The organism is Enterobacter sp. CC120223-11, from assembly GCF_900215375.1.
Classification (GTDB): domain Bacteria; phylum Pseudomonadota; class Gammaproteobacteria; order Enterobacterales; family Enterobacteriaceae; genus Scandinavium.
The window spans coordinates 1-13292 of the sequence record NZ_OBEF01000019.1; the positions used below are offsets into that span (position 1 = coordinate 1).

Annotated in this window: 11 protein-coding genes and 1 riboswitch; of the genes, 3 read left to right on the forward strand and 8 right to left on the reverse strand. The window is 55.4% G+C overall.

What is annotated here, in order from left to right; all coding sequences use genetic code 11:
* Positions 1 to 415: 415 nt before the first annotated feature.
* Both murI and btuB read right to left on the reverse strand, forming a co-directional pair.
* Positions 416 to 1267, reverse strand: a complete 852-nt coding sequence (gene murI, locus CRO87_RS18645; protein WP_097164429.1) for a glutamate racemase — start codon at positions 1265 to 1267, stop codon at positions 416 to 418.
* Positions 1212 to 3047: a TonB-dependent vitamin B12 receptor BtuB gene (gene btuB, locus CRO87_RS18650; RefSeq protein ID WP_097164505.1), complete on the reverse strand. Its 1836-nt coding sequence runs from the start codon at positions 3045 to 3047 to the stop codon at positions 1212 to 1214. Before btuB ends, murI begins: the two co-directional genes overlap by 56 nt.
* A gap of 65 nt (positions 3048 to 3112) precedes the next feature.
* A riboswitch (cobalamin riboswitch) is annotated at positions 3113 to 3306 on the reverse strand.
* Between the two features lie 115 nt (positions 3307 to 3421).
* Here btuB and trmA point away from each other — a divergent pair.
* The gene (gene trmA, locus CRO87_RS18655) at positions 3422 to 4522 is read left to right on the forward strand and encodes a tRNA (uridine(54)-C5)-methyltransferase TrmA (protein ID WP_097164430.1); all 1101 of its coding nucleotides are present in this window, start codon (positions 3422 to 3424) and stop codon (positions 4520 to 4522) included.
* 82 nt (positions 4523 to 4604) lie between these two features.
* On the opposite strand, the gene CRO87_RS18660 is transcribed toward trmA, so the two are convergent.
* Both CRO87_RS18660 and fabR read right to left on the reverse strand, forming a co-directional pair.
* Positions 4605 to 4964 carry a YijD family membrane protein gene (locus tag CRO87_RS18660; RefSeq protein ID WP_097164431.1) on the reverse strand — a complete coding sequence of 120 codons (360 nt, stop codon included), beginning with the start codon at positions 4962 to 4964 and terminating at the stop codon, positions 4605 to 4607.
* A 13-nt stretch (positions 4965 to 4977) separates the two neighbouring features.
* Positions 4978 to 5613: an HTH-type transcriptional repressor FabR gene (gene fabR / locus CRO87_RS18665; RefSeq protein WP_097164432.1), complete on the reverse strand. Its 636-nt coding sequence runs from the start codon at positions 5611 to 5613 to the stop codon at positions 4978 to 4980.
* A gap of 197 nt (positions 5614 to 5810) precedes the next feature.
* Between fabR and sthA the strand changes: the two genes are divergently transcribed.
* The gene (gene sthA / locus CRO87_RS18670; RefSeq protein ID WP_097164433.1) at positions 5811 to 7211 is read left to right on the forward strand and encodes a Si-specific NAD(P)(+) transhydrogenase; all 1401 of its coding nucleotides are present in this window, start codon (positions 5811 to 5813) and stop codon (positions 7209 to 7211) included.
* Here sthA and oxyR read toward each other — a convergent pair.
* The 4 genes from oxyR to argC form a co-directional block, all read right to left on the reverse strand.
* Complete coding sequence (oxyR, locus tag CRO87_RS18675) at positions 7194 to 8111, reverse strand: DNA-binding transcriptional regulator OxyR (protein WP_097164434.1); 918 nt, start codon at positions 8109 to 8111, stop codon at positions 7194 to 7196. The two genes, sthA and oxyR, sit on opposite strands and share 18 nt — an antisense overlap.
* Before the next feature lie 351 nt (positions 8112 to 8462).
* Complete coding sequence (gene argH / locus CRO87_RS18680) at positions 8463 to 9836, reverse strand: argininosuccinate lyase (RefSeq protein WP_097164435.1); 1374 nt, start codon at positions 9834 to 9836, stop codon at positions 8463 to 8465.
* Between the two features lie 154 nt (positions 9837 to 9990).
* Entirely contained in the window at positions 9991 to 10764 is a 774-nt protein-coding gene (gene argB, locus CRO87_RS18685) for an acetylglutamate kinase (RefSeq protein ID WP_097164436.1), read from the reverse strand.
* A 13-nt stretch (positions 10765 to 10777) separates the two neighbouring features.
* Positions 10778 to 11782: an N-acetyl-gamma-glutamyl-phosphate reductase gene (gene argC, locus CRO87_RS18690; protein WP_097164437.1), complete on the reverse strand. Its 1005-nt coding sequence runs from the start codon at positions 11780 to 11782 to the stop codon at positions 10778 to 10780.
* Between the two features lie 88 nt (positions 11783 to 11870).
* Between argC and argE the strand changes: the two genes are divergently transcribed.
* Positions 11871 to 13022, forward strand: a complete 1152-nt coding sequence (argE, locus tag CRO87_RS18695; protein WP_097164438.1) for an acetylornithine deacetylase — start codon at positions 11871 to 11873, stop codon at positions 13020 to 13022.
* Positions 13023 to 13292: the final 270 nt, after the last annotated feature.

Below are 13292 nucleotides of genomic sequence, written 5' to 3' on the forward strand. Positions count from 1 at the left end.
GTTCAATCTGAGCCATGATCAAACTCTTCAATTTAAGTTTGATGCTCGTGAATTAAACTTCGTAATGAATTACGTATGTTCACTCAGAGACTTGGTATTCATTTTTCGTCTTGCGACGTTAAGAATCCATGTCACTTTGAGTGCCCACACAGATTGTCTGATAAATTGTTAAAGAGCAGTGAAACGCGGCTTTCGCTCGCCGTTTCGAGGTCCCGTATAATACGTTTTCCTCATTCAGAGTCAAGCGTTTATTTTCGCTTTTCTCTGTCAGAATTTCCGGAGAAACCCTGCTGAGCCGGCGGCTTGTTTGCCGTTGTTCCGTGTCAGTGGAGGCGCATTATAGGGAGTTCTGAGACGTTGACAAGCCCTGTTTGCAAAAAACTTTTCAACCGTCTCTTTTTTACTCAAATGCCTATTAATCACACAGCTTTTCAAGCATTTCGAAGCCATAACGCTGCAAAACGGGTAAAAGTTGCTCAGTTTCCGGCGTGAGGGCCATACAGAAGGCCACATTTTCTTCTGATGATTTTGCATCAGGGGCTTCATGTTCAAGCAGCCAGGCCGTGCGTCGCGCGATTGCCGCCCCGGAATCCACTAATCGGGTACCCTCCGGCAGGACTTCAAGCAGCTCGTCCTGTAAAAGAGGAAAATGCGTGCAACCCAGTACGACCGTGTCTGGTGGCTCTGGCATTCTCAACCACGGACGTAGAATTCTGCGCAGCTCTTCCAGCGGCACCGGCTCGCCGTGCAGCTTCGCTTCCGCCAGGACCACCAACTCCGCCGAACCCAGCATTTCAATCTGACACTCATTGGCGAAACGCTCGATAAGTTCACGCGTATAAGGACGCTTTACCGTGCCACGTGTTGCCAGCAGGCCCACTACGCCATTTGCGGTCAACCGTGCAGCGGGTTTTATCGCCGGTACGACACCGACAACCGGGAAAGCAAACTTCTCGCGTAATGCGGGGAGGGAAACGGTGCTTGCGGTGTTACAGGCAATCACAGCCAGGGCAAGAGGGTAACGCGCCTGCACAGCCGTAACGATTTCCAGCACGCGTTCAACGATAAACGCTTCACTCTTTTCGCCGTAGGGAAAGGCAACGTTATCGAAGGCGTAGATATAATGGAGATCCGGCAGCAGGTGCCGAATCTCATCATAAACCGACAACCCACCGACTCCGGAATCAAAAACCAGGACGGTGGGACGTGGATCAGAAGGTGTAGCTGCCAGACAAGGTGTATTCCCGTCCTGCAGTTTCGTAGCCATAAACTGTCTCGTAATCTTTATCGAACAGGTTGGCGATTTTACCACGAACAGTGAGGTGAGAGGTGACCGGATATGAAACGGCGAGATCCCACAGGCTGACACCGCCCATTTTGACGGTCTGATAGGTATTGAAATCCGTATCGTAGCGGCTGCCGAGGTAGTGATAAGTCACACCCCAGTCAAAATCATAGACCTGCCAGTCGAGCTGATACTTCACCTGCTGCTTAGCGCGACGCAGTAACAGTTCGTTGGTCTGTGCATCGCGGGCATCCAGATAGTCATAGCTTACCGTGTGCGCCAGAGGCCCTGTATCGAAGGATGCTGTCGCTTCAATGCCTTTGATGCGCGCTTTGCCCACGTTGTAGTACTGCTGGAGATGGCTGTCATAATCAATCAGGTTGTCCACGTCATTGCGGTAACCCGACAGACGCCAGTTCACGCCCGCCGTTAAGCCCTCAAATGCCCCTTCCCACTGCTTGCTCTCTTCCGGGTCGAGATCTTTATTGCCGTAGAAGCCATAAAGCTGACCAAGATTCGGCGCTTTGAACGCTGTGCCGTAGGAGGCGACGAAGCGATAGCCTTCGACAAACTCCCATGCCGCGCTGCCCTGCCAGGTGCCATGAGTGCCAAACTGCGAGTTGTCATCGCTGCGTGCCGCGCCTTCAAAGGTGAAGTCGCCGAACTGCTGCAGGCCGGTCAGATAAAGGCCGGTGTTACGGATCTCATAGCCGTCCGTAACGTAACTGGTACCTGGCTCAGTCGTCTGCTTCTGCCAGTCCACACCCGCGCCGATGTTGCCATGACCCACGTCGACCGAGTTAGCCCATTGCAGATTGTACTGCTGCACTTCATCCAGCGTTGCCGACGAATCGTAGCGGCCGAAGTTCGGATCGTAGTTGTAGTCTTTGCTGTGGCTGTAGCTTGAGAGCAGTTGGGAATGGAAAATGTCGTTATTGAAGCGAACGCCCGCATCCCACGTCTGGCTGTAGAGCTGACGCGTATCCAGCGTGCCGTAAGCGCTGTAGTAACCGTCGTAGGCCGTACGGTTGTCGTAACCATAGCCGCGAACAAAAGCGCTCCACTCATCGGAGAAATTGTGCTCCAGCGCGCCGTACAGCGTTTTACTCATAAAGCCGTCGCGATCCGGCTGCGCCACGCCACCGGTGTTTCCATCCGCCACAACGTCATAACCTTTGCTGTAGGTGTAATCTCCCGAAAGCGTCACACGCGTGCTATCGCCCAACGTCTGCTGCGTGCTGCCGCCGTAATTCTGATAGCCGTTGGAGCCCACGCCCGCATTCAGCGTAGTGCCGTCTTTATCGCGCGTGGTAATGATGTTGACCACGCCGCCAATCGCGTCGGAACCGTACACCGCCGAACGCGGTCCGCGGATATATTCGATGCGTTGCACGAGGCTAATCGGGAACTGACTTAAATCAGAAGAACCGCTGACACCCGCCTGATTCAGGCGCACGCCGTCCACCAGAATCAGAACATGGCTTGAATTGGTGCCGCGGATAAATAAAGAAGACTGTTGGCCCAGGCCGCCGTTTTGCGCAATATTCACGCCCGGCAGACGGCGCATCACATCGACAACAGACTGAGACTGCCAGCGGTCGATATCCTGACGAGTCACAACGCTGACCGGGGCCAGCACCGTATTGAGAGGTTGTTCAAAACGATTTGCCGAAACGACCATCGTGTCTGAGCCGTTGTCCTGCGCCCAGCCAGAAAAAGCTGTGACGGAGAGCGCCGTCAGCAGCGAAGCTTTTTTAATCATTGTTAAAAGCATCCAGTAAATAGGAAGGATGCCGCTGGTCTCATGGCTATTCGCGAGCATGAGGATCCGTTGCGACGTACTCCGGCAGGTCTTCGGGCTTGAAGGCCCCCGAAAGTTCGGGGCAGAGAAATGATGACTTCCCGCCAGCTGGCAGTGTCTGCTTACGCTCTCATTTCGCCTTACTTTACCGCTGCGCGTCAGCTCCAGATTTGCACTGGATTCCCATTTAACTCACAAGACCGGAAACAGGATGCTACATTCAGAAACATGCAGATGTCCAGACTGCTATTCACGGCACTCAGGCTATCGAAGGCTGGACATCCTGTGAGCATTCCCTACAATCGCCGCGTTATTTCTCTCTTACAGGAAGCATCATGACCCCTGAACACCTGCCGACAGAACAGTACGAGGCCCAACTGGCGGAGAAAGTCGTCCGTCTGCAAAGCATGATGGCGCCGCATAATGCGCCGGTTCCGGAGGTGTTCCGCTCACCTGTCAGCCACTACCGCATGCGCGCAGAATTCCGTATGTGGCACGACGGCGATGACCTGTACCACATCATTTTCGATCAGGAAACGAAGCAGCGTATTCGCGTGGATAGCTTCCCGGCCGCCAGCGAGCTTATCAATGCGCTGATGAAAGCCGTGCTGGATGGCGTGAAGGCAGAGAAAACGCTGCGCCACAAGCTGTTCCAGATTGATTACCTGACCACCGTCAGCAACCAGGCCATCGTCTCGCTGCTGTACCATAAAAAGCTGGACGATGAATGGCAGGCTGCGGCAACAGCGCTGCGGGATGCGCTGCGTGCGGCAAACCTGAACGTGCACCTGATTGGCCGTGCGACAAAAACTAAAATCATGCTGGATCAGGACTTTATCGACGAGCGCCTGCCCGTCGGTGGCCGTGAAATGATTTATCGCCAGGTCGAAAACAGCTTCACCCAGCCAAATGCGGCAATGAACGTGCAGATGCTGGAATGGGCGTTGAATGCCACGCAAGGCTCGAAAGGGGATCTGCTGGAGCTGTATTGCGGCAACGGTAATTTCTCCCTGGCGCTGGCGCGCAACTTCGATCGCGTGCTGGCCACTGAAATCGCCAAGCCTTCAGTTGCCGCCGCCCAGTACAACATTGCGGCGAACCACATTGATAATGTGCAGATTATTCGTATGTCAGCGGAAGAGTTTACCCAGGCGATGAACGGCGTGCGTGAATTTAACCGTTTGCAGGGTATCGATCTGAAGAGCTATCAGTGCGAGACGATTTTCGTCGATCCACCGCGCAGCGGGCTGGACAGCGAAACCGAGAAGATGGTGCAGGCTTACCCGCGTATTCTGTACATTTCCTGTAATCCGGAAACGCTGTGTAAGAACCTGGAAACTTTAGGCCAGACGCACAAAGTTGAGCGCCTGGCGCTGTTCGATCAGTTCCCGTACACGCATCATATGGAATGCGGCGTCTGGCTGACGAAGAAATAATGTTTTTGTAGGCCAGGTGAGCAACGCGCCACCTGCCAGAGATGCCGGGTGGCGGCCACGCCTTACCCGGCCGACTTTTCAGTTACTCTGCAATCTCCGCTTTGCGGTTACGCATGCGGAAACCAATCCAGAACACCATCATCACCGACAGCACCGCCGGGAAGAAGTTAGAGCCGATATCCGGGTATTCCGCACGCACCACTGTGCTGTAGACCAGTACGCCAAGGATGAAACACGCCGCGGCAAGACCAGGCAAACCCACTGGCATGGTGCGGTTCTGATAACGCTGATGCAGGCAGTAAACCGTCAGAACCAGCGCAATCAAAGGAAAGAGTGAGAAAGGTACAATCGAGCTGAAGAGGGCTGCAAATGTGCCGTTAATGGATAAGCCAGCCACCAGCGCCAGCAACAACGTACCTCGGTCTTGACCTGTCTGTTTCATTGCTCGTCCTTCGTTATTCGGAAATGAGTGTCGTTTTCTCTTGTTCGCGGCGATACCAGTAATACGCGCCTTTGGAGATCATCCGCAGCTGCAGTACCAGTCGCTCTTCTAGTTGCCGGCGCTGTTCAGGGCTGACATCCAGCGCTTCCGCGCCCGCACTGAACACGATGGTCACCATCGCTTCCGCCTGCGCTTCAGTGAAAGCACGGGGCATGTGGTTTTCGATTTCGAGATAGTCCGCAAGTTCCGCAATGAAGTGCTGAATTTCGCGGGCAACGGCGGCACGAAACGCCGCCGAGGTTCCGGAACGTTCGCGGAGTAATAAACGAAATGCGTTGGGATTGTTGCCGATAAACTCCATAAAGGTCGACACGGAGGTGCGGATCACGCTGCCGCCTTTGGCGATGCGCTGGCGCGCCTGGCGCATCAGCTGGCGCAGCATCAGCCCGCTTTCATCGACCATGGTTAAACCCAGTTCATCCACATCGCGAAAATGACGATAGAAGGAGGTCGGCGCAATACCCGCCTCGCGCGCCACTTCACGCAGGCTGAGGCTGGCAAAACTGCGTTCTGCACTCAGTTGACTGAATGCGGCTTCCACCAGCGAACGCCGGGTTTTTTCTTTTTGTTGTGCTCTGACGCCCATCACGATGTCTGAATCCTTCCATCTGCCTTGCTGGCACTATACCAGAGATTAAAACTAATCTGTTTCAGGCGCTTTGTGAATGAATGTTTACGGGCGGTTTGTGCTTTAACACCTCAAAAAAGCACAACGATAATTGGGTTATCCTGCCGATGATGTTACTATTCTGTTGCTTTTATGTATAAGAACAGGTAAGCCTTACCATGCCACACACCTACGATTATGATGCAATAGTAATTGGTTCTGGCCCGGGCGGCGAAGGTGCCGCAATGGGGCTGGTGAAACTCGGCGCCCGAGTCGCCGTGATTGAGCGCTACCATAACGTCGGCGGCGGTTGCACCCACTGGGGCACCATCCCGTCGAAAGCGCTCCGCCACGCCGTCAGCCGTATCATCGAATTTAACCAGAACCCTCTCTACAGCGACCACTCCCGACTTCTTCGTTCTTCCTTTGCCGACATCCTCAATCATGCCGACAGCGTGATTAATCAGCAGACGCGGATGCGCCAGGGATTCTACGAGCGTAACCACTGCGAAATTCTGCAAGGCAACGCGCACTTTATTGATGAGCACACCATTGCGCTGGAGTGCCACGACGGCTCCGTTGAAACGATCACCGCCGAAAAATTCGTGATTGCCTGCGGCTCGCGCCCGTATCGCCCGGACGACGTTGATTTCAGCCATCCGCGCGTGTACGACAGCGACTCAATCCTTAGCCTGCACCATGAACCACGTCACGTGATCATCTACGGTGCCGGGGTGATCGGTTGTGAATATGCCTCGATCTTCCGTGGAATGGAGGTCAAAGTCGACCTGATCAACACCCGCGATCGCCTGCTGGCCTTCCTCGATCAGGAGATGTCAGATTCCCTCTCGTATCACTTCTGGAACAGCGGCGTGGTGATTCGCCACAACGAAGAGTACGAGAAAATCGAAGGCATGGACGATGGGGTGATCATGCACCTGAAGTCCGGCAAGAAGCTGAAAGCCGACTGCCTGCTTTACGCCAACGGACGCACCGGGAACACAGACTCACTGGCGCTGGAACACATCGGCCTGCAAACCGACAGCCGCGGTCAGCTGAAGGTAAACAGCATGTATCAGACAGCCATTCCGCACATTTATGCGGTCGGCGACGTGATCGGCTACCCGAGCCTCGCTTCTGCGGCCTACGATCAGGGCCGAATTGCGGCACAGGCAGTGGTGAAAGGTGAAGCGACAGCGCACCTGATTGAGGACATTCCGACAGGCATTTACACCATTCCGGAAATCAGCTCCGTCGGCAAAACCGAGCAGCAGTTGACGGCGATGAAGGTGCCTTACGAAGTAGGCCGGGCGCAGTTTAAGCACCTGGCGCGAGCGCAGATCGTCGGCATGAACGTGGGCACCCTGAAAATCCTTTTCCATCGGGAAACCAAGGAGATTCTGGGCATTCACTGCTTTGGTGAGCGCGCGGCCGAAATCATTCACATCGGCCAGGCGATAATGGAGCAAAAAGGCGGTGGCAACACCATCGAGTACTTCGTTAACACCACCTTTAACTACCCGACGATGGCGGAAGCCTATCGGGTAGCGGCGCTGAATGGCTTAAACCGCCTTTTTTAACGGCTTATCGAAATGGCCATCCATCTGCGTGCGGATGGCCTCTGCCAGCTGCTCATAGCGGCTGCGCAGCGGTGAACCCGGACGATACACCAGCCCCACCGTACGACGCGGCTCCGGCTTAATGCACGGCAGATAAATCACGCCATCGCGTTTGCGTTCAGGCGGCACGGAGAGCGCAGGTAACAGCGTAATTCCGCTGCCAGCAGCCACCATGTTGCGCAGCGTTTCCAGGCTCGTGGCGCGGAAATGGGTGTCTTCGTCTGCGCCCGCCTCGAAGCAGAAGCCCATCGCCTGGTCGCGCAGGCAGTGGCCGTCTTCCAGCATTAGCAGCTTTTCTCCGGCCAGATCGGCCATCGGCACGACGTCGCGATTCGCCCAAGGGTGATCTTCGTAAATCGCCAGCATCATCGGCTCATCAAACAGCGGAACCTCAATAAAGGCCTCACTCTCTTTGACCAGGGCGAGGATCGCGCAGTCCAGCTTACCGCTGTCGAGCTGCGCCAGCAGCTGATGCGTTTGCGCTTCATGCAGATACATTTCGAGTTTCGGGAACGTCTGGTGCAGCATCGGGATAATCTGCGGCAGCAGATAAGGCCCAACGGTCGGGATAAGGCCGATATGCAGCGGCCCGGACATCGTTTCGCCCTGCTGGCTCGCCATCTCCTTGAGCACTTTTACCTCGCGCAGCACGGTACGCGCCTGGTCCACCAGCAGCAAACCTGCCTGAGTGAACAGCACTTTACGGCTGGTGCGCTCCAGCAGCATCACGCCGAGCTCATCTTCCAGCTTGCGAATCTGCCCGCTCAGCGTCGGCTGGCTTACGTGGCAGGAATCCGCCGCACGGCGAAAATGACGATGTTCGGCAAGCGCCACCAGGTATTCAAGATCACGAATATTCATTCTTCATCCTCCGTCGCCACGATAGTTCGTGGCGATAGATAGCATAGCAATGAACGATTATCCCTATCAAGCCTTGTGGTCAATAATACTCCACAGAAACGAGGCGGTATCTCATTTAACCCTTGAAGCCACCGACCCGTTCAAAGTTTCTCTCTGATATGAAAAACGAAAGCCAACGTGAACTTTGCGGACCCCGTGGTCCGCTTTTTTTTTGCGTAAAAAAGCCCGGCGGTTAGCCAGGCTTAGTATTTTCCCCCTCTCCCTAACCCTCTCCCAAAGGGAGAGGGAACCAATCTGGCCCCTCTCCACGTGGGAGAGGGGTTGGAGAGAGGGCATCAGATCGCAGAGGACTTAACCCAACCGCGTCTTCGCATCAGCAATCGCCTGTGCCACCTGCTTCGGCGACACGCCACCTTTGGCGGCACGTTTATCAAGGCAGGACTGCAGCAACAGAATCGGATAAACATCTTCGCCAATCACTGCGCTGAATTTTTGCAGATCGGACAAGGGCAGATCTTCCAGCGGTTTGCCCTGACGAATGGCTTCCACCACCGCTTCACCGACGATATGGTGCGCTTCACGGAATGGAACACCTTTGGCGACCAGGTAATCCGCCAGTTCAGTTGAGTTGGCGTAGCCCTGCTGTGCCGCTTCCTGGCAGCGCGGGCGCTTCACCTGAATGCCGTCGAGCACCAATGCGCCCATATGCAGACAGTCGAGCCAGGTGTCGAGCGCGTCGAACAGCCCCTCTTTGTCTTCCTGCATATCTTTGTTGTACGCCAGCGGCAGACCTTTCAGGGTCATCATCATGCCCGTCAGGGCGCCCTGCACGCGGCCGCATTTGCCGCGAATCAGCTCCAGCGCATCCGGGTTTTTCTTCTGTGGCATCAGGGAAGAACCAGACGTCACGCGGTCGGAAAGCTCCACGAAGCCCGCTTCGCCAGAGTTGAAGAAAATCAGGTCTTCTGCAAAGCGTGATAAATGCACCATGCCGATGGATGCATTCGACAGCAGTTCCAGCACGTGGTCGCGGTCAGAGACGCTATCGAGACTGTTACGGGTCGCCGAGGCAAAACCTAACCAGCCCGCCAGCTGCTCACGATCGATTTCATAGGCCGTGCCCGCCAGCGCGCCGCTGCCGAGTGGGCTGACATCAAGACGTCTTAGCGTATCCTGCAAACGGCTTTCATCGCGGGCCAGCATTTCAACATACGCCAGGCACCAGTGGGCAAAAGTCACCGGCTGGGCACGCTGCAAATGCGTGTAGCCCGGCATGACCGCGTCCTGATTATTCTTCGCCGTTTCCACCAGCGCGGTTTGCAGCTGGCGGCTGGCGCTCAACAGTTCGGTGATGGTGTCTTTGCACCACAGCTTCAGGTCGGTGGCGACCTGGTCGTTACGGCTACGGCCGGTGTGCAACTTTTTGCCCAACTGGCCGACTTTATCGATGAGTTTGCCTTCAACCCAGCTGTGAATGTCTTCGGCATCGCTTTCAAGGATTTGCTGCGGATTGGCGCGAACCTCTTCGAGCAGAACGTTCAGCGCTTCTTCAAGCTGCTGTTGTTCCGCAGCGGTGAGTACGTTCACCGTCACCAGCGCTTTAGACCAGGCCACAGAGCCAACGATATCCTGCTCCGCCAGGCGATAGTCAAAGCGCAAAGAGTCGTTGAACTGTTTGAACCGCTGATCTGCTGCCTGAGTAAAACGCCCGCCCCAAAGTGCCATAACCATTTTCCTTAAGATTCATTGAGTATTGCCGGAATGGATCCAGCCAGAAAACAACCCTCACCCCTGCCCTCTCCCTGAGGGAGAGGGAGAAAACCGGCTCCAGCCAGTTCCCTCGCCTCTTTGGGGAGAGGGTTAGGGTGAGGGGAAAGTATTAAGCCAGAATACGAGTACCAATTGGCGTGCCGTTGAACAGCGACGGCAGCTGCTCGGCGTGACGCCATGAGGCGATATCCACCGGACGACCCAGCGTGCGGGCTGCATCCAGCGCCGCATTCACTTTGACGATCATGCCGTCGGTGATGATGCCCTGGTCAATCAGCTGTTCTGCCTTCGCCGCCGTCATTTCCGCGATGCGCTGGCCTTTGCCATCAAGAATTCCGCTCACGTCAGAGAGCAGAATCAGATCTGCGCCCAGGGTTGCCGCCAGCGCCGTTGCCGCCTGGTCGGCGTTGACGTTCATCAGCTGACCTTCTTCGGTCACGCCAATGGAGCTCACCACCGGCAGGAAACCGCCTTCCAGCAGCGTGTTAATCAGTTTTGGCGAACCTGGTTTTGCCAGCCCCACGTGGCCCAGCTCTTCATCGAGCTGCGTCACCTTCACGCTGTCGCCATCGCCAAGATACAGGCCGACAGAAGCAATGTGGTGCTTCTTCGCCCACGCCAGCAGCGTTTTGTTCGCCGTACCCGCCAGCGCACCGGTAATAATGTCAATCTGATCGGCAGGCGTAACGCGCAGGCCATTTTTCTTCTTCACTGGCAGGTTGAGGCCTTTCATCAGCTCATCCACCACGCAGCCGCCGCCGTGCACAATCACCAGCGGACGTTTGTGCTCCGCCCGGTAGTTCACCAGCGCGCTGAACAGACGCTCCAGCGCTTCTTCACTGTCCAGCAGCACACCACCGAGTTTGATAATCAAAGGATTCATCGTCACGTATCCATTAAAGAAGAGACTGGGTTTCAGCAAAGCCGAAACGAATATTAGCGCACTGCATCGCCTGCGCCGCCGCGCCTTTCAGCAGGTTATCCTCAGCGGCAACCACAATCAGATGCTCGCCCTGCACGGCAAAGCCGATATCGCAGAACGGCAGGCCGACAACATTCTTCAGCGCTGGAACACCTTTGTCATACAGGCGCACCAGCGGTTTATCGGCATACGCCTGAGCGAAGGTATCCGCCACCTGCTCACGGGTCACACCCGGTTTCAGGCGACAGGTAATGGTTTCCAGAATACCGCGCTTAAAGTTACCCAGATGTGGGGTAAAAATCACCTCTGCGCCTAAGTGAGTGGTAATTTCCGGATGATGGCGGTGGTTGAATATGCCGTAAGGCTGAAGGCTGACTTCGCAGAAGCTGTTGGAAATCGCCGCTTTGCGCCCCGCGCCGCTTACGCCACTGGTGGCGTTGATCACCGGCCACTGGGAAAGATCCAGCAGACCGGCGTCGATCAGTGGCTTCAGGGAGAGCTGCGCCGCCGTCGGGTAACAGCCCGGCACCGCAATCAGATTGGCTTCTTTAATTTTGTCGCTGCTCCACTCCGCCAGACCGTATACAGCCTGCTTCAGCAGCGCCGGATATTGGTGGGTGAAGCCATAATATTTCTGATAAAAATCAGCATCGTTGACGCGGAACGCGCCGGAAAGGTCGAACACGACGCAGCCTGCATCGAGGAACTGCGGCGCCAGATCGTGGCTCACTTCATGCGCCGTGGCGAGGAACACCACATCCACACCCGCGCTGAATTCGCGAATATCGGACATCGGCTGAAGCGGCAGATCGACCAGACCTTTCAGCTGCGGATGCAGGTCGGAGATTAACTTTCCGGCATCATTGCTTTGCGCTGAGACCGTCAAAGCGGTTATGTTCATGTGCGGATGGCGATTAACGTAGCTCACCAGCTCAGCGCCAGCATAACCGCTTGCGCCTACAATCAGCGTATTTAACATCGGGTTCCTTTATGCTCAACGATAATGTATTTTTATTCACAAATACTGCATGAATATTGATACTATCACGACCTGAGGTGTGTCAACAATGAAAAACAATTTACCGCCATTTATCGAGATTTACCGCGCATTGATCGCCACACCGTCCATCAGCGCCACCGAAGAATCCCTCGATCAAAGTAATGAAGGTTTAATCAATCTGCTGGCCGAGTGGTTCTCCACGCTGGGCTTTAAGGTAGAGATTCAGCCCGTGCCCGGAACCCGCCATAAATTCAATATGCTCGCCAGCACCGGCGAAGGTGCAGGCGGTCTGCTGCTGACCGGCCATACCGATACCGTACCCTTTGACGATGGGCGCTGGACGCGCGATCCCTTCACGCTGACCGAGCACGACAACAAGCTTTACGGCCTCGGCACCGCTGACATGAAAGGCTTCTTTGCGTTCATCCTGGATGCATTGCGCGATGTGGATGTGACACAGCTGAAAAAGCCGCTCTATATCCTGGCAACCGCCGATGAAGAAACCAGCATGGCAGGCGCGCGCTATTTCTCTGAGTCCACAAGCCTCCGTCCGGACTGCGCCATCATCGGCGAGCCAACCTCCTTACAGCCCGTTCGCGCCCATAAAGGCCATATCTCCAGCGCCATTCGCGTGCTTGGGCAGTCAGGCCACTCGAGCGATCCGGATCGCGGCGTGAACGCCATCGAACTGATGCACGACGCGATTGGCAGAATTATGCAATTGCGCGACTCGCTGAAAGAGCGCTATCACTACGACGCCTTTGCGGTGCCGTACCCAACGCTAAACCTGGGGGCGATTCATGGTGGCGATGCTTCCAACCGCATCTGTGCCTGCTGTGAACTGCATATGGACATTCGCCCACTGCCGGGCATGACGCTCGACGATCTCGAAGGGCTGTTAAACGATGCGCTGGCCCCGGTCAGTGAAAAATGGCCAGGCCGCCTGACGGTGTCTGAGCTGCATCCGCCAATTCCGGGTTACGCTTGCCCGCCGGATCACCAACTGGTGCAGGTTGTGGAAAAACTGCTCGGCACGAAAACCGAAGTGGTGAACTACTGCACCGAAGCGCCGTACATTCAGACGCTGTGTCCAACGCTGGTGCTCGGCCCGGGCTCCATCAATCAGGCGCACCAGCCGGATGAGTATCTCGAAACCCGCTTTATCAAACCTACGCGCGAACTGATTACTCAGGTTGTGCATCATTTTTGCTGGCACTGATTCTGTCTTCACCCTCTGTCCCTCAGAGGGTGATTCTCCTCACATTTCCATAAGTAGCGCTTATCTCACTGCCGCTGAGTTAACTTTGGCAAATTTCCGCCATTTTTTCGTTTGCTGAAGCGATTTCGCAGCAATTGACGTGGGGGTTTTTACGTGGCTTTATAAAGTGAACACGAGAAAAAAACTGAATACCTTGTCCGGACGATTTTGACTCACCACCCGCGGCTCCACTGCGGCTGTGCGAAATCCAGGGACATACATAAATGAGAT